The organism is Paraburkholderia sp. BL17N1 (assembly GCF_003634175.1).
Lineage (GTDB): Bacteria > Pseudomonadota > Gammaproteobacteria > Burkholderiales > Burkholderiaceae > Paraburkholderia.
In genome coordinates, this window is the sequence record NZ_RBIW01000003.1 from 683,967 (window position 1) to 701,720 (window position 17,754).

At 60.7% G+C, this 17,754-nt stretch carries 23 protein-coding genes and 4 pseudogenes; 19 read left to right on the forward strand and 8 right to left on the reverse strand.

What is annotated here, in order from left to right:
* Positions 1 to 29: 29 nt before the first annotated feature.
* The 3 genes and pseudogenes from B0G82_RS39115 to B0G82_RS41005 form a co-directional block, all read right to left on the reverse strand.
* Positions 30 to 233 carry a helix-turn-helix transcriptional regulator gene (locus B0G82_RS39115; protein ID WP_121311502.1) on the reverse strand — a complete coding sequence of 68 codons (204 nt, stop codon included), beginning with the start codon at positions 231 to 233 and terminating at the stop codon, positions 30 to 32.
* Positions 234 to 288: 55 nt separating this feature from the next.
* Positions 289 to 513, reverse strand: a complete 225-nt coding sequence (locus B0G82_RS41000) for a tyrosine-type recombinase/integrase (protein ID WP_241975144.1) — start codon at positions 511 to 513, stop codon at positions 289 to 291.
* Positions 514 to 701: 188 nt separating this feature from the next.
* Positions 702 to 959: pseudogene (locus tag B0G82_RS41005) on the reverse strand (tyrosine-type recombinase/integrase); the annotation flags it as partial.
* Positions 960 to 1,037: 78 nt separating this feature from the next.
* On the opposite strand from B0G82_RS41005, the gene B0G82_RS39125 reads away from it, so the two are divergent.
* The 3 genes from B0G82_RS39125 to B0G82_RS39135 are packed head-to-tail and all read left to right on the forward strand — an operon-like array spanning position 1,038 to position 2,538.
* A complete protein-coding gene (locus B0G82_RS39125) occupies positions 1,038 to 1,586 on the forward strand; it encodes a hypothetical protein (RefSeq protein ID WP_147439661.1) in 549 nt (182 codons plus the stop codon).
* Between the two features lie 51 nt (positions 1,587 to 1,637).
* Positions 1,638 to 2,243, forward strand: coding sequence for a hypothetical protein (locus tag B0G82_RS39130; RefSeq protein WP_121311504.1), 606 nt, complete (start codon positions 1,638 to 1,640; stop codon positions 2,241 to 2,243).
* Positions 2,244 to 2,286: 43 nt separating this feature from the next.
* A complete protein-coding gene (locus tag B0G82_RS39135; protein WP_121311505.1) occupies positions 2,287 to 2,538 on the forward strand; it encodes a hypothetical protein in 252 nt (83 codons plus the stop codon).
* A gap of 15 nt (positions 2,539 to 2,553) precedes the next feature.
* On the opposite strand, the gene B0G82_RS39140 is transcribed toward B0G82_RS39135, so the two are convergent.
* Entirely contained in the window at positions 2,554 to 2,955 is a 402-nt protein-coding gene (locus B0G82_RS39140; RefSeq protein WP_241975145.1) for a hypothetical protein, read from the reverse strand.
* A gap of 389 nt (positions 2,956 to 3,344) precedes the next feature.
* Between B0G82_RS39140 and B0G82_RS39145 the strand changes: the two genes are divergently transcribed.
* From B0G82_RS39145 to B0G82_RS39170, 6 genes and pseudogenes are all read left to right on the forward strand, one after another.
* Positions 3,345 to 4,136 (forward strand): site-specific integrase, encoded by a 792-nt coding sequence (locus B0G82_RS39145; protein ID WP_347237592.1) that lies wholly within the window; start codon positions 3,345 to 3,347, stop codon positions 4,134 to 4,136.
* A gap of 99 nt (positions 4,137 to 4,235) precedes the next feature.
* Entirely contained in the window at positions 4,236 to 4,691 is a 456-nt protein-coding gene (locus B0G82_RS39150; protein ID WP_121311507.1) for a hypothetical protein, read from the forward strand.
* Positions 4,692 to 4,753: 62 nt separating this feature from the next.
* Entirely contained in the window at positions 4,754 to 5,029 is a 276-nt protein-coding gene (locus B0G82_RS39645) for a hypothetical protein (protein WP_206751633.1), read from the forward strand.
* 92 nt (positions 5,030 to 5,121) lie between these two features.
* Positions 5,122 to 5,424, forward strand: a complete 303-nt coding sequence (locus B0G82_RS39160) for a hypothetical protein (protein WP_147439665.1) — start codon at positions 5,122 to 5,124, stop codon at positions 5,422 to 5,424.
* Positions 5,425 to 5,894: 470 nt separating this feature from the next.
* Positions 5,895 to 6,601: pseudogene (imuA, locus tag B0G82_RS39165) on the forward strand (translesion DNA synthesis-associated protein ImuA).
* Positions 6,531 to 7,688, forward strand: a pseudogene (locus B0G82_RS39170) (DNA polymerase Y family protein); the annotation flags it as partial. The pseudogenes imuA and B0G82_RS39170, both read left to right, overlap by 71 nt.
* Here B0G82_RS39170 and B0G82_RS39175 read toward each other — a convergent pair.
* Positions 7,689 to 8,848: pseudogene (locus B0G82_RS39175) on the reverse strand (IS30 family transposase).
* A gap of 416 nt (positions 8,849 to 9,264) precedes the next feature.
* Here B0G82_RS39175 and B0G82_RS40280 point away from each other — a divergent pair.
* From B0G82_RS40280 to B0G82_RS39190, 3 genes are all read left to right on the forward strand, one after another.
* The gene (locus tag B0G82_RS40280; protein WP_179841296.1) at positions 9,265 to 9,402 is read left to right on the forward strand and encodes a hypothetical protein; all 138 of its coding nucleotides are present in this window, start codon (positions 9,265 to 9,267) and stop codon (positions 9,400 to 9,402) included.
* Between the two features lie 492 nt (positions 9,403 to 9,894).
* Positions 9,895 to 10,254, forward strand: coding sequence for a hypothetical protein (locus B0G82_RS39185; protein ID WP_147439667.1), 360 nt, complete (start codon positions 9,895 to 9,897; stop codon positions 10,252 to 10,254).
* Positions 10,255 to 10,268: 14 nt separating this feature from the next.
* On the forward strand, positions 10,269 to 11,195 hold the full coding sequence (locus B0G82_RS39190; RefSeq protein WP_241975146.1) for a MerR family transcriptional regulator: 927 nt from the start codon (positions 10,269 to 10,271) through the stop codon (positions 11,193 to 11,195).
* Between the two features lie 82 nt (positions 11,196 to 11,277).
* On the opposite strand, the gene B0G82_RS39935 is transcribed toward B0G82_RS39190, so the two are convergent.
* The 3 genes from B0G82_RS39935 to B0G82_RS39200 all read right to left on the reverse strand — a co-directional run bounded on the left by B0G82_RS39935 (position 11,278) and on the right by B0G82_RS39200 (position 14,254).
* Positions 11,278 to 11,454 carry a hypothetical protein gene (locus tag B0G82_RS39935; RefSeq protein WP_158608242.1) on the reverse strand — a complete coding sequence of 59 codons (177 nt, stop codon included), beginning with the start codon at positions 11,452 to 11,454 and terminating at the stop codon, positions 11,278 to 11,280.
* Positions 11,455 to 11,988: 534 nt separating this feature from the next.
* Positions 11,989 to 13,956 (reverse strand): DNA ligase D, encoded by a 1,968-nt coding sequence (ligD, locus tag B0G82_RS39195; protein WP_121311513.1) that lies wholly within the window; start codon positions 13,954 to 13,956, stop codon positions 11,989 to 11,991.
* Position 13,957: 1 nt separating this feature from the next.
* Complete coding sequence (locus tag B0G82_RS39200) at positions 13,958 to 14,254, reverse strand: hypothetical protein (RefSeq protein WP_121311514.1); 297 nt, start codon at positions 14,252 to 14,254, stop codon at positions 13,958 to 13,960.
* A 334-nt stretch (positions 14,255 to 14,588) separates the two neighbouring features.
* On the opposite strand from B0G82_RS39200, the gene B0G82_RS39205 reads away from it, so the two are divergent.
* The 7 genes from B0G82_RS39205 to B0G82_RS39235 all read left to right on the forward strand — a co-directional run bounded on the left by B0G82_RS39205 (position 14,589) and on the right by B0G82_RS39235 (position 17,609).
* Positions 14,589 to 14,972 carry a hypothetical protein gene (locus tag B0G82_RS39205; protein ID WP_241975147.1) on the forward strand — a complete coding sequence of 128 codons (384 nt, stop codon included), beginning with the start codon at positions 14,589 to 14,591 and terminating at the stop codon, positions 14,970 to 14,972.
* Positions 14,954 to 15,478, forward strand: coding sequence for a hypothetical protein (locus B0G82_RS39210; RefSeq protein ID WP_147439669.1), 525 nt, complete (start codon positions 14,954 to 14,956; stop codon positions 15,476 to 15,478). The genes B0G82_RS39205 and B0G82_RS39210 overlap by 19 nt, the downstream gene beginning before the upstream one ends.
* 104 nt (positions 15,479 to 15,582) lie before the next feature.
* Positions 15,583 to 15,777 (forward strand): YqaE/Pmp3 family membrane protein, encoded by a 195-nt coding sequence (locus B0G82_RS39215; RefSeq protein ID WP_090812874.1) that lies wholly within the window; start codon positions 15,583 to 15,585, stop codon positions 15,775 to 15,777.
* A 37-nt stretch (positions 15,778 to 15,814) separates the two neighbouring features.
* Positions 15,815 to 16,012 (forward strand): hypothetical protein, encoded by a 198-nt coding sequence (locus B0G82_RS39220; protein WP_121311516.1) that lies wholly within the window; start codon positions 15,815 to 15,817, stop codon positions 16,010 to 16,012.
* A 9-nt stretch (positions 16,013 to 16,021) separates the two neighbouring features.
* Positions 16,022 to 16,348 carry an H-NS histone family protein gene (locus tag B0G82_RS39225; protein ID WP_121311517.1) on the forward strand — a complete coding sequence of 109 codons (327 nt, stop codon included), beginning with the start codon at positions 16,022 to 16,024 and terminating at the stop codon, positions 16,346 to 16,348.
* A 77-nt stretch (positions 16,349 to 16,425) separates the two neighbouring features.
* On the forward strand, positions 16,426 to 16,908 hold the full coding sequence (locus tag B0G82_RS39230) for a hypothetical protein (protein WP_241975148.1): 483 nt from the start codon (positions 16,426 to 16,428) through the stop codon (positions 16,906 to 16,908).
* A gap of 14 nt (positions 16,909 to 16,922) precedes the next feature.
* The gene (locus B0G82_RS39235; RefSeq protein WP_121311518.1) at positions 16,923 to 17,609 is read left to right on the forward strand and encodes an SOS response-associated peptidase family protein; all 687 of its coding nucleotides are present in this window, start codon (positions 16,923 to 16,925) and stop codon (positions 17,607 to 17,609) included.
* The last annotated feature ends 145 nt before the right edge of the window (positions 17,610 to 17,754 follow it).

Here is a 17,754-nt window from a genome sequence, read left to right on the forward strand (position 1 = left end):
ATACCTCGCCGCACATGCAAATGTAACACCTATGTTGCATTTGATTTGAGCGTAAGTACTAGTCCGCGATATGCATCCGCCTCCTTCACAGGCACTTCCTGCCCGGTTTTTTCGTAGCGGCCGATTTGTTGGCGAGTCAAGCCCCAACGCTCCGCAAGCTGCGTTTGGGTCAATCCGGCCTTCTTGCGCAGAGCCTGCGCGTCTTCGCCGTAAAGCACGTCGGTATCCCTCATGGGTGTTTATCAAATGGAACATTGGTGTTCCATGATCATACCTCACGCGCTGGCCTCATAGCACGTCGCAGAACATTTGCCTGAGCCTTCTATCGGACACGGCCAGATAGGGCAAGACGTGGTCCACTTCCGCATGACCTAGAAGCTGCTGCGCCGTCTCAATATCGTGCCCTTGCTCAACGAGGTTACTGGCAAATGAGCGCCGTCCCGAATGAGACGATCCACCGCGTATCCCCGCATCCCTGTAGAGCTTAGTGACGTAGGCTTGGAGGCTGCACACGCCGAGTAATCAACCGGCTCCCCGGCCTCGTTGATGCGCCGTTTGGTGCTCATCGCAAACTTGCGGCCCTTGCCAGCAAGGACCAGGCAAGTTGACGGCGCGAGTCCTCGATAGCGCTCTGCGGTTAGCTCGGTTCCCATGCCGCGTGCAATGCGATGGTTCAGATAGCACTCCAGAGCCGAAAGCGTTTTCGGATGCGTGAGGTAGACACATCGCTGCCGACAACCCTTTGTGATTGCGGCCCGGAGACTGACTTCTGAACGGACCGCGCCCGATGGAAACAGCACGTCTTGAACCTCGATCTGAGCTATTTCGCTGACGCGCATTCCGCACGTAATGCCTAGCAGGAGAACGAGACAATCGCGCTCGGGATGGCGCGATGTTGCAGACGTGACGGCGAGTAGATGCCGGATTTGAGCCGGTCGGAGTGTTGCAGCTTGGGTCATGCGCCCCTCTGAATAGGATCGGTTAAAGATATATTCAGAGAGAGATTTGATGAGGGACTTTTTCAAGCGTATCACGGCTTGTTTATTCGATTCCTCGGAAAAGCTGACGGCAGGAAAAGCCGGAAGGAAATTGCTGTCTTCCCGTCGTTAGAAGTAACCGCGTCGGTCGCAGCCGGTTTTCTGTTTCCGTCACGACATTTTCTGGAAACGTCTTGGTACACTGCGGTGCGACCGAGCGGAGGCAAGTGCATGGGAATGTCGGGTGAACTGTTTGAACAGGAGTTCGAGACGTGGACGCCGGCTCAGGCTAAAACGTTTTTTCGCGCCGGGATGGTCGATGATTTCTTTGCGACCAACGTAGGTGACGACCAATGGGTGCTTACGTTGCTCGTAGTTGGTCGGCAGGGTCGCCAGATGCAGGTCCAGTTGCGCACGGCTCGCGAGCTTGACCCTCGAAAGGTGCGTCGTTTCAAGACGCTGGACGCCGCGATCAGCGCCGCTGGCGAGATTGGCTTCGACGTGCGTACGATTGGCATTGCGCGAATGGCCCAACACTCGTCGCATCGTCCCGGCAAAGCCTCGCGCGCCGCGCGGGAACATCGCAGCATGCTGCCCGACGCGGACTGAGCGCAAACCTACCAACCTAATCTTTCGAATTTGCCGTCTACAAAACTAACTATGAAGTTGCCGACAATCCCGCGGCCTGTTGCCGCCCTGCTTTTGAGCATTGCCCTTGCCGCCTGCGACGGCAAATCGTCGCCAACGAAAGAGAACTTCGCAAAGGCTGTGCAGACATATTTCGACAGCAAAGACGCGGTTTGTATATTCACCGGCGCTGTGCCGTTCGATGCCGCGCGTTACTCTTTCGAGGAACGTTCCGCGGAACCTCTTGTGAAACTGGGCCTTCTGACCAAGGAGCCGACTAGCGTTCAGGACGACGGCTCGGCGCACAGAATGGTGCCCGGCTTTCACTATGCGCTGACTGACGAGGGCAAGAAGTCATACCGCCCCGCAAATCCTGCAAAGGAATCGAAGATCTGCGGGGGCAAAGCGAAGCTACTCGCAATCGCCCAAGCGACGTCGGCCTCCGACAAGCCGAACGTTGGCGACAGGGTCCTTGTCAGATTCGAGGCGAAGCTTGTTGACCGTCCCCGTTGGGACGACGAGGCCGTCCTGCGACCCGTGCACGTCGAGGTGCTTTCAACGGAAAACGACCAGTACCACGGCGAGTATTTTCTGGAACTGACCAGTGGCGGCTGGGTCGTGAATCCTTCGCTGCTATAGCAACTCACGCAGCACCAGCATGCTTTGCGACTCGGAACCGGAAATGAAGAGAAGTGCGGACAACAAGCTCAAGGTGGTAGCGGTGCGCGTCAATCCACAAGTCGAGCACAGGTTGCGGCTGCTCGCCGAGGCGACGGGACGCAATCAGTCGTTTTTCCTGCAGCAGATCATCGAGGGTGGCATCGACGCGATGGAAGAAACGTGGCTGCCTCCGGCGACGCTCGCGAAAATCCGTCGCGGGGATTTTCCTGAACTGCAGCAGCCCGGGTCGACGCCCGATCTTTTTGGCGAATGACTCTCGCTCACCGTCTCAATATCCACGCCCGCCGATGCGCGAGATTACCGAGTTTGCCTGCGCTGCAGCGACATCTGCGCGCAGGTTCGCCCACCTGGCGATCAGCGTCGGATCAGGCGTCAGAAAGAGTGGCCTCGTCGTCCACCCGACAACACGGGCGCCGTTCCACTTTGTCTCGAATATGCGCACATCCTCGTCATTGCTGACGCCGGCGCTCACCAGATCGTCGAACGACTCGAGGTTAAACAGTTCGAGCTCGTCCTCGTGGATGCCTGACAGGAGCGATATCGCGGAGTAGAACAGACGCCTCGCCTCATCGCGGGTGGCGCAAAGCGCAAACGCGTCAACGACGCCGTCGGGCGTCTGCCACATCATCCGGTAAAGCAGCGTTCGACACTGTTGCGATAGCTCGGTCATCCGATTCTCCATCTTGTTGATCTTCCGCACCGCGCCTTGACATCGGTCAGCGATCGGTACGATGGGCGACAGACCTTCCGCCGCACACATTGCCCTACTGATGACCCGGCAATCCACCCCCTTTTTGACCCGAAGCCCCCCCTTCCGTTTGGTGGCCGGGTTTTCGGCGAAGCGCGAGCTTCGTTATGATTAGGGAAGGCACAATTTCAGTATATACATTTATGGATTCCGAACTCTGGCTGTCGGACCCTGAAGCGGCTTATGCCGAATGGCAACGCGCCGACGCGACCGGCGCGGACAGGTGTACCTTTGCCGAGCGCTCCATCGTTCAGCATCGATCGATGTTTGCGCGCTTCCATCGCTATCTCGGCAGCCGCGGCATTACGCTGATGGACTTCGGCACTGACCACATCGACGGTTTCTTTGCCGACCTCGACCGCGACTGCGAGCCGGGTACGTCGACTCGCCTGCGCTATCTGAAACTGATGGACCGGCTCTCGCGCCATCTTTCCCTGCTCGGCTTGCGCACTGACAATCCGGCCGCCGCTCTTCTGCCGTCCGAGCATTGGCCCGACGACGAGCCGATGCCGGTCTTCCTGTGGCCAGACGAAGATGCCCGGCTGCAGGACGTCTGCCGCACAGCGACCTTCGAGTCGTTCAAGGAACTGCGTAACCGGGCGATCGTTGCCCTGTTTCTTGCCACCGGCATTACGGCGGCCGAACTCAGCGCACTGAGCGTGGACGATCTGGACACAGCAGGGTCGAGAGTCACCGTGTACGTGAAAAAACACGGGCCGCGCATTGCGCGTCGCGTGCCCGTCGACGGGTTCGCGCTTGAGCTCGTGCGCGAGTACGCGAAGGCGCGCGCGGCATTGCCGGTGTCAGACCGCCTGCTATTCATGGCGACGACGGGCGGCAAGCCGATGAAGCCTGCAACACTGGGGCAGTGCGTACGGAGTGCGTTACGCGCTGCCGGCGCGGCGGCCGCCGACGAAAGTCCGCGGTTGTTGCGCAACACGTATGGTCGCAGACACCTTCTGGAAGGCAAGACCAACGAACAGGTCAGTAACCTCCTGGGCCTGTCCAGCCACCGGACGGCCACGCGGCTGCGCGAAACCATCCCTGACACTGACGGGACGGACGATGAGCAGAGGCGCGACGACGCGGCAAGCGCCGGATAGGCCCCTGCGTCCGCGGCGCCTGCCTTGACTTTGCCCACCGCCGCGTAGCCTGGTGTGTGAACCGTACACGGGGTACGGCCACACATCCGGGCCACAGCCATGATCTATAAAAGCGCATTCAAGGACATCATCTACCCGGCACAAAACCGGGAGCCTCGCGTCACCCAATACCGCATCGTGCTCATGAAAAACTCCAGGCTGGTTCGTGCGATCGTTCATCTCGTCGCCAACCAACCACCGCAACCGCAGCCCATCGAACTCGACACCGCGCTCGACGTCATTCTTAACCGGATCATTGGTGCGGAACTAATTGGCGTGCGCCACGACTGCGTCCGGCTGATCGTTCAGGCCGATGCGCAGTTCACGGAGTACCCGGTCACCTTCAACGCGCTGGATGTCGCGCGCCCCGGCAATGTGGCTAGCCGGCCAGCCACTACGTCAGATCAGCCCATACACATCCGCTCGCTCGACGTCGTCGGCGGGTCCGTCGCGTTTTATGTTGATCGGGAAGGCGGAAAACCCGTCAGCCCGGGGGTTGCGGGGATGCTCAGGTGAGTGCGCCGCGCCCTCGCTACGCCGTCGGTCGATGGGAGTCCCTGTGGGCGAGCCACCCGTACATGTCGCACCGGATACTGATCGACCTCCCAGCCCGGAAAGTCATCGCCGGTGAACACCGCTACTACAAGGAATGGCACTACATGAGCCTGCCCGACCTTGAGTACATGCAGCAAATACTGAACGAGACCTTCGACGACATCTTCGACGAGCCGCAGGACTACGACTTCAATTTAACCGACGAGCCGCCGTACTGGGCCGTCTGTCCGTGGCCGTGGCCACGCGTTCCGGCGCTGACCGACGACGAAAAAGATGCTCAGGATGAGGGCGACGAATAATCCAGCGCAGCAACTGGAGGGGACGGACCAGCTCAAGCTGCGCGAAAATCAGCCGCCGCGAAGGGCGCGGCGAACGCTTAATGAGGCATGAATTGACAACCAGCGATACCCCACTGCAATTTGTCGTGACCCGGGACGACCTCTTCACCTTCGAACACGGCGAGATCTTCGGCACCATGTACCCATCGCACGACAAGATCGGGCTTGATGAATGGGTATGGCGGCTCTCGAAGACCGTCATCAACCGTGTGCGTGATGGCGCCGGCGAGCTGCTGGAGGTAAAGGCCGAGACGGTGGTTATCAGCGAGGGCTACGCCAGCACGGCCGCAGAGGCGGCGTACGACATGCGCGCCTGTCTGCATCGCCAGATCGAGAAAGCCAGGCCGGACGCGTAGCTGGCCTAGCGCTCGCCCGCAATCCGGTCGGCGAGGCCAGGTCCTAGTAACAGGAGCGCGCCGGCATGCAGTTGACTCGCGACGCCGTCGACGCTGACGTCGGTCGCGTACGTGTAGTTGTTTCAATGCGCGACAGGATGTCTTTCAGCCGCTCGACGCGGGAGCGATAGGTCCGATTTGTATCGACCTGGGGGAGCGCGGCTATCCGGTCCTGCCAGTAGGAGGGCGGGAAAGGCCCTCTGCCGACATGCGGCAAGACCATTTCAAGGTGCTTCAGTTCGTTTTCCAGCTTGTGGTGATGCATTTTTGAGGCCCCGGGTTGCAATATGCTTTTTGAATAAGTGCGGGGACCAGCATTCAGCGTGCCCGACTTTCCGCGACCATCAAGTGGGAACGGCGTCTGCGGGCCGCCCCGATTCCCCGCGCTTCCAGGCTATACTGTGTTTTTATACAGTATTTCCGGGGGAGTCATGAGCGCGGTTATGCTGCCCGAAGCGATACATCCGGACCTATGGCGAGGCAACCAGTTGGCGCGCGCCCGGTCGCGGGTCGTTGAGTGTGGCGACGCGGGTCTCGCCGAGCAACTCCCGGGCGGCGGCTGGCCACGCGGCGCACTGACCGATCTGCTCGTCCAGCAGACAGGGTGCGGTGAACTGCGCCTTCTCCGTCCCGCGTTCGAGCAACTCGCATCGAAACCCGTGGTTATGCTTCAGCCGCCTCACGACGTTCAGCCGACCGCTTTCGCCTGGTGGGGGCTTGATGCGGCGAACCTGATGACGGTGAAAGCGCCGAGAACGGCCGACGCGCTATGGGCTGCGGAGCAGATTCTGCGGGCCGGGACCTGCGGCGCCCTGCTTTTCTGGCAGAACCATGTACGTCCGGAGTCGTTGCGCCGACTGCATCTGGCCGCTCAGGCGTCCGAGTCACTCTTTTTCATGGTGCGGCCGCTCGCGACAACGCGTGATGCATCACCCGCACCACTGAGGCTTGCCATTCGCGCCGCGAAGGACGGGGTCGATATCCAGTTCCTTAAGCGTCCGGCCCCGCGCGGGACGAGCCACTGTTCGTCGCATTGACGCCCTCCCCGATCCTGAACGTAAAACGCAATGCAACTGTGGATAGGCGTCCATCTCCCGTTGTTGTGCCTCGAAGTGTTCCGGCCGAAGTGGTCGCATAAGGCGCTCGACGCAGTCGAAGGCCTTGCCGTGCTCGAGAAGGAGCGCGTCATTGCCTCGGATACGACTGCGCGCGCAGCAGGTGTCTGCACCGGCATGCGCCGGGGTGGCGTGCTGACGCTCGCCCCGACCACGGTCATGCACGAACGCGACGGCGCTGCCGAAGTCAACGCCGTGCGTGAAGTGGCGACCGGTCTGCTGAACCTCTCACCGCAGGTCGTCATCGCGGAAGAAAGCACGGTGCTGGTCGACGTGTCCGCCAGCCTGCGGCTTTTCGGCGGCATCCGGTCGCTACGCCGCATGGCACGTCGCGTCGCAGACGCGATCGGTGTGACCGCCACCATCAGCGTGGCCCCAACGGGACAGGCGGCATGGCTGCTCGCGCGCTATCGCGGCGGCGCAACCCTTTCTCACGACTCCCTGGCGCGCGCCCTGGGAAACCTGCCGGTGAGCCTGCCCGCGCCCGCGCGTCGCCATCTGGACTGGCTAACCGGCATCGGATGCGAGACGGTCGGGCAGCTCATGCGCCTGCCTCGCGCAGGCCTCAAGAAACGCTGTGGTACGGCATTGCTCGATCTGCTGGACCGCGCCAGTGGACACGCACCTGAAGTGTATGAATGGTTTGAGACGCCGCCAACCTTCCAGGCGCGCGTGGAACTGCCTGATCGCATCGAGCACGCCGAAGCCTGCCTCTTTGCGGCACGCCGTCTCGTTGTGCAGTTGACCGGCTGGCTGTCGCAGAAACAGCTTGCTGTGACGCGCATCGTCCTGCTGCTGGAACACGAACGCGGCCGCGACGCAATTGAGCCCACTCCAATCGAAGTGTCGCTAGCCGAGCCAACGTGGCGCGAGGACCACCTCGTGCGCCTGCTGAAGGAACGGCTTGCGCGGGTTGAACTGGCGGCCGCCGTGATTGCGCTCCAGCTCGTCGTGCAGGAAGTGAAAGAAGCGGAAGCCTTATCGGACTCGCTTTTTCCGGAGCCCGGCGGCACCGCGTCCGATCACGCTCGGCTGCTCGAACTGCTCGTCGCGCGTCTCGGCCCGGAAAACGTGTTGCGGCCCGCGCCCGTGGCCGATCACCGGGCGGATTCAACCGGTGGATGCAATAGTTTGCTGGAACCGTTCGGCGGGCGTTTCGTAGTCCAGCGTCTTCCTTGGACGCTCGTTCAGTCGCCTTGCCACAGCGTTGAGTTTGGCCTGCGAATACATTGACAGGTCGGTGCCCTTGGGGAAGTACTGCCTTAACAACCCATTTGTATTTTCGTTCGAGCCGCGCTGCCATGGATGCTGGGGATCGCAGAAGTACACCTGGATATCAGTGGCCATGGTGAAGCGTTTGTGCCCGGCCATCTCCGTTCCCCGATCCCATGTCAGCGACTTATAGAGCTCCTGCGGCAGTTTGGAGGCGTGTTTGATGAGTGCATTGGCGACCGTCTCGCTATCCTTGCTGGCTATCCTGACCAGCATAACGTAACGCGTCTGGCGTTCGACGAGCGTCGCAATCTGGCTGCTGCCGCTACCGCACAGCAGATCACCTTCCCAGTGGCCCGGTACAGCACGGTCTTCAATGCTAGCAGGGCGTTCGCTGATCGATACTGTGTCCCGAATCCTGCCGTGATCGTCCGTCTTCTGTGTGTGATGGCGCACCCGGCGCATGCCCCGGGTGCGCCGCAAGGCTCCAGTAACTCCTTCTTCAAGGCACCACGGGCCTGTATGAAGAGAGTGCGATAGATGGTCTCGTGAGACACGTGGTAGTCCTCGTCGTCTGGATACACCCGCCTGAGCCATCCGGCAATCTGCTGCGGTGACCACTGCAACTGAAGCTTGCCTGCCACGACGTGCGCCAGCATCCGGTGCTCAACCAGTTTACAGGCTTTGGGGCGCTGCGCGCGATCCCATGCGAGCTGATCGGCGTGGCTTGCCCGATAGCCGTTTGGTCCGCTGTTACGTTTGATCTCACGACAGATGGTGGAAGGCGCTCGTGAAAGTCGCATCGCAATTGACTGGATCGATTCATCATCCACAAGCCCTCGCGATATCTCTTCGCGCTCCTCCAGCGTCAATGCCAATCTCGATCGATGCCTTTGTGGTGGCTGGATCCCGCCTGTCTCAGCCAGAATCCCCTGGACCGACGAGTGATTACGATCAAAAAGCTGGGCGATCTTCTGCAGAGATTCGCCCTGGCGCCAACGCTCCCACATCAGTGCTTTCTGCGCCTCACTGTAATAAATCCGGCGTCGCTGATTCATTTGCAACACTCCCGCTGCTCACGCAGCTCTAGTGTGTTGCATTCACCGGTTGAATCCGCCGCCTGAAAGCGGCCATCCATGTCGTCTTTCCATGCCTGCCACTGGCCCGCAAGCGACATGCGCGGTCGCTTGTAACACTTTTGACTGTTTCGCCATCCCTGGAGCGTCGTCTACCTCGATCCGGGCTACCGAGTGCTTTCCAAGGTCAACGGGCTTTGCGCATGGGCATCAGCGCCCGTAAGTTAGAACAAGGAAAACTGCCCACGCGAGCGAGACCATCACGCAGCTCCAGAGAAGGATCGCCGCAAGGGCATCGCGACTGAACTTCGGAACCTTGGGATTCCCGGCAGCCCGGCTATTCTTGATGTTTAAGCCTGCGGTCCTGCGTCGTGCTTTCATGAAATCTCGACGGGGCCATGGTCATCGCAATGATCGCCGTGCGGATGATGCAGGTGGCCGTTGACCAGGTAATCGACATGATCGCCATGCGGTACTGGCTCGTGTCCGCAGCCTGGGCCATGGACATGACCCGATTCATGGCCACCGCAATCTGATGTACATTGGTCCGGATTTACCGCACTGACCTCGACCTTGTGTTCGTCTACATGATCGCCATGCGGATGGTGCAAATGACCATCGTGCAGGTAGTCTACGTGGTCGCCATGCTTAATTGCGGTGTGTCCGCAGCCTGGGCCATGCTGATGTTGATGGTTGGCGTGATGAGGTTCGTTGCATGTACTCATGCTTGTCTCCTTTGTCCGCTTGGCCGCACCAACGGCCAGTTGTGTACTCTTCATCGACGAGGACTTCAACGCGTCGAACCTGCCCGGAGGGCAGTCGCGCGCCACCAGGAGAAACACGTGGCTCGCTTACCGTAAAGATACTCCTAGCCGCTCGCAGGCGCGAGACCGTTCAATGAGTGAAGCGCATACTTCTGCGGGGTTGTTTATATGCCGTTCTTCGGACTGAAGTCTGGCGGAGAACCGACGCTCGCCGGTTTTACCTGAATGACTCAGTTTGGCCGATTGCCTGTCACGGAAAACGAATTGCAGCTTGCGCTGAAGATCATTGAGCAGGGCGAAGCCGATAGCTACGAGCCGGGCCAGTACGAGGACAAGGAGAAGAAGCGCGTTCTCGAAGCCATCGACGCGAAGATTGCCGGCAAGCAGATCGTGACGCCGCAGGAAGAGACGGCGACGGACAGCGGCCAGGTGATCGACCTGATGGAAGCATTGCGCGCCAGTCTGGCAAGAAACGCGAAACGCACCCCCGCGCCTTCGCGTGCGCGGCCAGCGGCGCCCGTCGCGGAACTCCCCGCCAAGCCGCGCAAGACCGTCAAGCGTGCTGAGAAGGCCGAGGCTCCAGCTGCAGCTGCAGCGCCCGCCAAGGCACGGGCCCGACGGTGACGCGCCGGTCCGCCGTGCATACTTTCTCGCTCCGGGAGGTGCAGTCGCTTCTGGGCGTCTCCCGCCGCGCCCTGCAGATTCTCATCGATGCCGGGTTCGTGCAGCCGTCACGTGGCGCGCGTAACGATCTGCGCTTCACTTTCAGGGACGTCGTCCTGCTTCGCACGGCGCTGAAGCTTCGCGGATCGCGGATACCTCCCCGTCGCGTCCTGCAGGCGCTTTCACGAATCAAGGACCAACTACCCGACGTGGCGCCCCTGTCCGGCGTGCGCATTACAGCAGTCGGAGACGCGGTGGCCGTCACGGCGGGTGCGGCACAGTGGGATGCTGTATCGGGACAACTCCTGCTGGACTTCGAGGTTGCGGACGTCCAAGGCGACGTTACCTTTCTGGACAGCGCGCCAACCAGCCAGAGCGCACGGAGAAAACAGGCGGAAGACTGGTATTCGCTCGCGGAGCAACTGCAAGCAACGGATGCCGTCGGGGCGGAGGCTGCGTATCGCAAGGCGATCGAACTGTCACCGGAGCCGGATGTCCACGCGTACAACAATCTGGGCGCTTTGCTCGCCGGCGATTGCAGCCGCTGCGAGCACGCGCTGGAGGTGTTCGATGAGGCGCTACAACACTTCGCGGACGCTGAACTGTTGCACGCCAACCGCGCGGTGGTGCTTGAAGAAATGGGCCGGCTCGAAGATGCGGCCGCCAGCTATCTGCGCTGCGTTGAAATCAATGAGAAAAACGACCAGGCAGCCTTCGAGCATGCTTTGCTTCTTGAGAAGCTCACGCGGTACGAGGAAGCCATGCAGGCATACGCCCGCTGCCTCGACATCAACCCGGCAAACGAGGAAGCGTTGCGCCACCTCACCGAGTTGCATGAGCGGCAAGGGGACACGCGAGCCGTTATCCGTCACCTGAGCGCATGGCGGCGCTCCAATGGGTAAGGCTCCCCTGCCGCTATGCCACCCCGGCGAATGAGTCGTTCCCACGGCGCCCCGCGTTCTCATCATCTGGTTTTCCACCGACTCAATCGACCTTGATAACTTCGAGATCGTACTCAGCCATCCAGTCGGCTCCAGCGCCGCCGTCGCTTGTCACAACGCCGTTATCGAGTTGGTTGCGAATCTGTTCCTCGAATTCATCGAGCGAGTCACATTCCATCGCTTCAAGGTCCGCGTCCGAAACTTCGATCCTGATAATCATTCTTCGTCCCTCTTGTGCAGTTGCGCCGCGCTCGCGGCTTTGCCTAGCTCTTGCACTGAATGGTCATCGAGCGGCTATTGGCGGTTGATCCAAAAAGACCGCCAGCACCCGCGCCAACGGTAGAATTCTGGTCGCCGCTGCGCGACACGAAGGTGTACCCACGCGTGCCGCAAATATTGCCCGCTTTGGCTTCGCACTCGCCCCAGGACAGCGCCGACCCAGAGCAATTCAAGGAGTATGCCGGCCGTCCATCTGGGCCATACGTTTCTGTCGCCGTCGCGCAGGCGGCAAGTAGCACGGTTGTACTGAACATAGGGAACGCTTTCACTCTGGCTCTCCAAAATGCCTTTCGCGGCGTTATCCGTTCAACCTTCAGTCTTGGCCTTCAGCATTGAATCGTACAGGCCGATCCCAAGCGTTATTGGCAGTATCCATCAGTTCTGTTTCCCGCGTTTTCCTACGCCGAAAGGGCAACTAAAAGACATCGATCTTTACGGCTCGGAGCTCTGCCGCCGCCCTCACCTGGCAGCACCTTCAGTCCATCTCGACGGCGCGTCGCATGGCGGCAGTGATGCCTTGTCGCGTCTGCCAGTAGCCCAGCCTCGGGTCCGCTTTGAGCGACCGCTGGCGCGCGACCGCTCTTTTCATCGTCCACTCGTCGCCGCGGCTCGCCTCTTTCAGTTCGTCCCAAGACACAGGCATCGATACGCCCATCCCTGGCCTGGCGCGGACGGAAAACGCCGCAACGGTGCTTGCGCCGCGACTGTTGCGCAGATAGTCGATAAATATCTTGCCGACGCGGTTCTTAGGCCCGAGCACTGCGGAAAAACGCTGCGGGACGACCCGCGCCATGTGGCGCGCCACCGCGTGAGCGAAGGCCTTTGTTTCGCTCCAGCCCTGACGGCGAGTCAACGGCACAACGACGTGAAAGCCTTTCCCCCCGCTCGTCTTTGGAAACGAGCGCAGGCCGATCTCGTCAAGCACGACCTTCAGAAGTTCGGCCGCTTCAAGCATCGCTGTCCACGGCAGCGCCGGGTCCGGATCGAGATCGAAGATGATGCGATCGGGGTGGTCGAGATCCGGCGCGACGGCGTTCCAGGTGTGGATCTCAATGACATTAAGTTGTGCCAATCCGATCAGCGCCGCTTCGCTGCCGGCGACCAGTAACGGAGGGTGCCGCGGGTGTAATTCGGGGGGTAGTGCGATCACGCCGGGGATACGGGCTTTCTCGCTGTGCTTCTGGAAAAACAGTTCGCCGTTGATTCCGTCGGGCGCGCGCACAAGGGCGAGCGGACGGTTATGCAGATGCGGCAAGGCCCACTCGGAGATCGCTGCGTAATACTCCGCCAGCTCCTTCTTGGTGTGACCGGTGACCCCGTCAAGCACGCGCTGCGCGTTGGTAATCCGGATGCCCTCGATTTTCACCGCGCCCCTCGGGCCGGACACTTCCCGTGTAGAGCCGGCGTCGCCTTCCACTGGCTCGTCGTACTCCACGGCAACCATAGGTTCTTCCGTAACCGATGACGCCGCCTTGTCGTCACGGACCGCATGAAAGACGGGGTGACGCACTTCGCCGCCCGGCGTCCATTCGAGGAAGGAGCACTCAGCGACGATCGACGGGCTAAGCCATAGATGATCCCGTTCTTTTTCTGGCTGCGGTGGATTGTAAAAGGCTGTTTCTTTGCAGCGCAGGGATTCGGCCCGCGCGAGAAAGTCGGACGCCGAGCGGGAGGAAAAGTAAGGTCTTACTCGGCCCGCATAGCGCAAAGAGCCGTCCTTTTCATGCACGCCCAACAGCAGCGAATGCACGCCCGCCCGCGCCCCTTTCGCGCGGGTGAAGCCGCCGACAACGAACTCCTGTCTGGCCTGGCATTTTAGTTTGATCCAGTCCGTCGAGCGGCCTGAGCGATAAGGCGCATCCGCGCGCTTGCCGATGATGCCTTCGAGCTTCATCTTGCATGCGGAGGCGACAAGAGACACAGGGTCCTGCGGAAAGTCTTCCGAAAAGCGGATCGCGTCGGACGTCGCTCCTTCCAACAGTTCACGCAGAAGCGCCCTTCGCGATCGCAACGGCTGCTCGCGGAGATCCGTCCCGTTCAGCCAGAGGATGTCGAACACGAACATGACGATTTCAGCGGTGCTGCGCCGGTCAAACGCGTTTTGCAACGCGTTGAAGTCGGGGCGCCCGCTGGAATCAAGCACGACCGCTTCGCCGTCCAACCACGCATCGTCGACGTGCAGTTCGTTGCACGCCTCGGCCAGCCGCGGCATGCGCGATGTCCAGTCGTGGCCATTACGCGTGAAGATTTGCGTTGCCCCCCGCGCAATGCGGGCTATCACCCGATAGCCGTCGAACTTGATTTCGTAGGACCAGTCGCCGCCCTTTGGCAGACGGTCTGCTAGGGTCGCCAGTTGAGGCTCGATCAGGGACGGCATCCCCGCTTCCCCCCGGGTCGACGATGGCTGAACACGTGCGGAGGGCGCGCGGCTCCAGCGCCCCATGTCACACGCCCGCCTCGCGCGGTGGCGCGTCTCTGAGCCACTCGATAAGTTCGGGACGGCCGCTGAACGCGGGAGCAGAAAGCCAGTTTTCAAACGTTGGCTTCCATTCCTCCCACACGTAGTCGTCTATGTCGAACTCTTCGTCGATAGCTCCAGTCCCGCGCTCACACAGGAAGGCAAACACGACCGCGTCCCCGTCCCAGTACGCGACCATACAGTCGCTAAGGTCCGCTGCAGTGCCAGCCGGCACATCGCGGAGCATCATTCCAAGCTGGCTGACAAATCGTTCGCGCGTCATCGTGTCTCCTGAGATCCCGGGCGGTTGATTGGAAAGCGCAGGTGCGCTGGCCGACATCCGGCAATAGTCGCACAGCACGTTCTGTACCGAAGCCCACCACCCGCTAACGGGCGGCCGGACTGAAAGATACCTGGCGCGCTTTCAAGTTTCTCGACATCGCGCCGTTAAAGAGAAAGCTGCAATCCTTTCGGCCGACCGATGTATTTAAAATCTCGAAGCCGTATCGACCCACCGCGCCCATTATGCACCGGGTCTTTATGCGTGACTCGCGCAACGCGCCAGCACTTGACAATGCTCGTGAGCCATAAAATCAACCGGACTCACTGAGGAATTTATGGCACCACACTCTGAAAAATCGGAATTTCCGCTGAGCGCAGCCTTACGTGGGAAGGTCGCCGCTCTCAAGGCGCTCATACCCGCGCTCGCCATTGCCGTTACCGGCCTTTCAGCATCCGCACCCGGCGTAGCAACCGAACGAGGCGCACACATCGGTTGGAAAGTTCATCAGCCGACGCGCTTCATCGTCTCCGGTGTATTGCGGCGAGACGGCACATCGGACGTTATCAAGCCGGTTCACGGCATCGTCACGGCGGACGACAGCGAAGCAGCGGTCTCAGTTTTTTCGCAAACCACGCGCCGGCAGTACCCGGGCTATACGCTTATCGCAACGCTCGCCTCGCCGGTTCCCGCAGCGGGCACATGCGAAAACAGCATCTAGCAATTCCACGCAAGACATCAATGCCTGTATCAAAGAAACGCAGAAAGCTGGCCAATGCAAGCGCGGAGCAGGCCACAAAGAAACGGCTACTAACGTCACCGCTCGCACGCGCAGAGGCAGACCGGATCGTTCTGCATATCCGCGTTGGCCTTGAAGCGATCCGCTCCGGTCACAACGACGAGACAGCGCTGCTTAACCTGCAGTCGGTGGTGCTGCTAACGGAAATGCTGACGGCCGAAGGGCGCGGGGCCTTGCCGTTGGACATGATCCGCGAAACCGGCCGGCAGGTCGTACATCTGCTCGAAGGAGGCCAGGACCGGGAGCAATGGACTGTGCCCGCCGCATTGAGCGACGCCCTCATAGCGATCGTCAACGAGTACGACCGGATAATGCATCAGGTGCCGTTGCAGGCCGTGCTTGCCGCCACAGGGAAACTGGAACGTCTTGAGAAAGATGACCCCCGCTATTTCCGTTGCATGCGCGATGACGAAAGCGCAGTGCGGTGAGTTGACGCGCGACCTTTCATAGCCAGATTGCGGCGAAAACCCGCCACAATCGCCAGCCACTCGCTGGCGGCTTTCTTGACGACTCTCAACCAAAAAGGATCATTATGCGTTTGTTGCTTGCCATCGTTTTCCCATGGCTTCAGTTTTTCACGATCGGACGTCCCTTTGCAGGAATCATCTGCCTGCTGCTGCAATTTACGCTGATCGGCTGGATTCCGGCCGCGATCTGGTCGGTCTATGCATTGAGCCAGTACAAGACTGACAAGAAGATCGAGCGCGCTCTCGCGACTCGCGGATGAATTAGCCAGTCAACGCGCTCAGTCCACGAGACACCCCATGTCTGATGTAGCCTCACAGACCGAATGGAAGCAGGATTCGCCCTATGGCTGGTCGCACCCTAGCGGCTGGACCATCGGGCGATACGTCGTCGCTGGCGTATCGCGCTTCATGCTGTGGGAGGGTCGCGAACACCGGGGCAACTTCGATAGCCTCGATGCGGCTCAGGCCCAGCATCGCCTGCACACGAAAGCATAGGAGAATTACATGTCGACTTACCTTAAGCTCAAGACCGAGCTCGCGACGCTAGACCGCGAAATCGGCATTGCGCTCGCCAAGGAAAAGGCCGAAGCCATTCGCGAGATTCAGGCCAGGATGAAGGAGTGGCATATCCCGCTGCACGACCTTCAGGAGGCGCCGGGCCGTCGTCAACCCAAGGTCAGGCAGACCGGCGCTCAGGAGCCGAAGTACAGAGACCCGTCCAGCGGAGCCACTTGGAGTGGACGTGGACGCGCGCCCGGCTGGATGGCGGGCAAAGCCCGTGCGGCCCTTGAAAGTGCGCCGCCCGTGAATGCAGTAGCGGATAGCCGGTAGTCCGCCGGGGCACCATGCCCCATGCTGTTACCATTTCGTGAAGCCCGTTCAATGGTGGCGGGCGATCCAACGGAGCGATGGACAAGATGGCGTCAAGCCGGAAGCGCGTAGGCGAGAAAAAGATGGCGCGCAGGCCACTTACCAAAACGAAGCTGTTGCCGATGAGCGCCGCACTGGCGCGCGAGCGGTCACTGTCCTATCACGTCGCACTGGACTGCTGGCGTCGCGGCCACGGCAATGGTCGCATCGTCAACGAACTTACCCGGGCGACTTACATGGCGTGGTTCCTCCAGTGCGCCGGGTATGGCGGCAAACCCGTCGAACTGTTCAAGGCCGCTGAGTGTGTCGGAGAAATCACGTTAATGCAGGCGCACGAGAGCGGTAGGCAGGACGGCTGGTCACTCGACGATGATTGCGTTTCCACGTTCACCGCGCTTCTCGCCCTCCACGACGCCCAGCTACGCACCGCCCCGCTGCATCAGTACGAAGGTGCCGAGCGGCGCCTGCTCGCCTTCCTGCAAGGACCCGAGCGCTCCCCCATTCCTGCTCCCATCGACTGACGGAGGAAAAGGTCATGTGTACCAGCTACGAAGCGCCCGGACAGATGGAATTCGAAGCGTTCAGCCTGTTTCCTAAACCCTCTTTTGAATACCGCCGCGAGATCTACAAGGATTACGCTGCCCCGATTTTCCGCCACATCGACGGTCATCTATCGACCGACGCTGCAACCTTTGGAATGGTCCCACGCGAGCGGATTCCGCCCGGGGTGAAGGTTTTTGACACGATGAACGCGCGCGCCGAGACCGTTGGTCAGAAGCGCAGCTTCAGCGGAGCGTGGAACCGGCTGCAACTCGCCCTTATTCCGTGTCACAGGTTCTATGAACCATCGTATGAGACTGGGAAGGCTGTACGCTGGCGCATCGGGCTGGCTGACGACAGCGCATGTGCCATAGCTGGCCTATGGCGCGCGTGGGACAACCCGGACGGCTCGCAGGGCTTGTCCATGACCATGTTGACCGTCAATGCCGACGAGCATCCGTTGATGAAGCGATTTCACAAGCCCGGCGTCGAGAAGCGCGGCGTCGTCGTGCTTCCGCAATTCGAGCACGTCGACTGGCTTTCGTGCCGAAGCACTGACGAAGCCAGATCTTTCCTGCGGTTGCTGCCAGCCGATGCCTTGAAGGCGGAGCCATACCCGCTTCCGCCACGCGCACGGACCGCGCCTGCCCCGGACCAGGGCGATCAACCGTCCCTTATCTAGCTGACAGGGCCGACTCCAACCCCTGCATTCCTCGCACCGTCGGGCCAAAAAAAATCGCTCTTTGCGGATTTTCTCGGGTGCCCACTTGCCGACAGGCAGTAGTCGTTAAGGTTTATTCGATGCCTGCCATCGGCCGCAGGAATGT

Excerpts from the sequence above, each read along its gene's own strand:
- B0G82_RS39115 (WP_121311502.1), bottom strand. The coding sequence starts at position 233 with ATGAGGGATACCGACGTGCTTTACGGCGAAGACGCGCAGGCTCTGCGC.
- B0G82_RS39130 (WP_121311504.1), top strand. The coding sequence starts at position 1,638 with ATGAAGTTGCCGACAATCCCGCGGCCTGTTGCCGCCCTGCTTTTGAGC.
- B0G82_RS39135 (WP_121311505.1), top strand. The coding sequence starts at position 2,287 with ATGAAGAGAAGTGCGGACAACAAGCTCAAGGTGGTAGCGGTGCGCGTC.
- B0G82_RS39140 (WP_241975145.1), bottom strand. The coding sequence starts at position 2,955 with ATGACCGAGCTATCGCAACAGTGTCGAACGCTGCTTTACCGGATGATG.
- B0G82_RS39145 (WP_347237592.1), top strand. The coding sequence starts at position 3,345 with ATGGACTTCGGCACTGACCACATCGACGGTTTCTTTGCCGACCTCGAC.
- B0G82_RS39150 (WP_121311507.1), top strand. The coding sequence starts at position 4,236 with ATGATCTATAAAAGCGCATTCAAGGACATCATCTACCCGGCACAAAAC.
- B0G82_RS39645 (WP_206751633.1), top strand. The coding sequence starts at position 4,754 with ATGTCGCACCGGATACTGATCGACCTCCCAGCCCGGAAAGTCATCGCC.
- B0G82_RS40280 (WP_179841296.1), top strand. The coding sequence starts at position 9,265 with ATGGTCATCGCAATGATCGCCGTGCGGATGATGCAGGTGGCCGTTGAC.
- B0G82_RS39935 (WP_158608242.1), bottom strand. The coding sequence starts at position 11,454 with ATGATTATCAGGATCGAAGTTTCGGACGCGGACCTTGAAGCGATGGAA.
- ligD (WP_121311513.1), bottom strand. The coding sequence starts at position 13,956 with ATGGGGCGCTGGAGCCGCGCGCCCTCCGCACGTGTTCAGCCATCGTCG.
- B0G82_RS39200 (WP_121311514.1), bottom strand. The coding sequence starts at position 14,254 with ATGACGCGCGAACGATTTGTCAGCCAGCTTGGAATGATGCTCCGCGAT.
- B0G82_RS39205 (WP_241975147.1), top strand. The coding sequence starts at position 14,589 with ATGGCACCACACTCTGAAAAATCGGAATTTCCGCTGAGCGCAGCCTTA.
- B0G82_RS39210 (WP_147439669.1), top strand. The coding sequence starts at position 14,954 with ATGCGAAAACAGCATCTAGCAATTCCACGCAAGACATCAATGCCTGTA.
- B0G82_RS39215 (WP_090812874.1), top strand. The coding sequence starts at position 15,583 with ATGCGTTTGTTGCTTGCCATCGTTTTCCCATGGCTTCAGTTTTTCACG.
- B0G82_RS39220 (WP_121311516.1), top strand. The coding sequence starts at position 15,815 with ATGTCTGATGTAGCCTCACAGACCGAATGGAAGCAGGATTCGCCCTAT.
- B0G82_RS39225 (WP_121311517.1), top strand. The coding sequence starts at position 16,022 with ATGTCGACTTACCTTAAGCTCAAGACCGAGCTCGCGACGCTAGACCGC.
- B0G82_RS39230 (WP_241975148.1), top strand. The coding sequence starts at position 16,426 with ATGGACAAGATGGCGTCAAGCCGGAAGCGCGTAGGCGAGAAAAAGATG.
- B0G82_RS39235 (WP_121311518.1), top strand. The coding sequence starts at position 16,923 with ATGTGTACCAGCTACGAAGCGCCCGGACAGATGGAATTCGAAGCGTTC.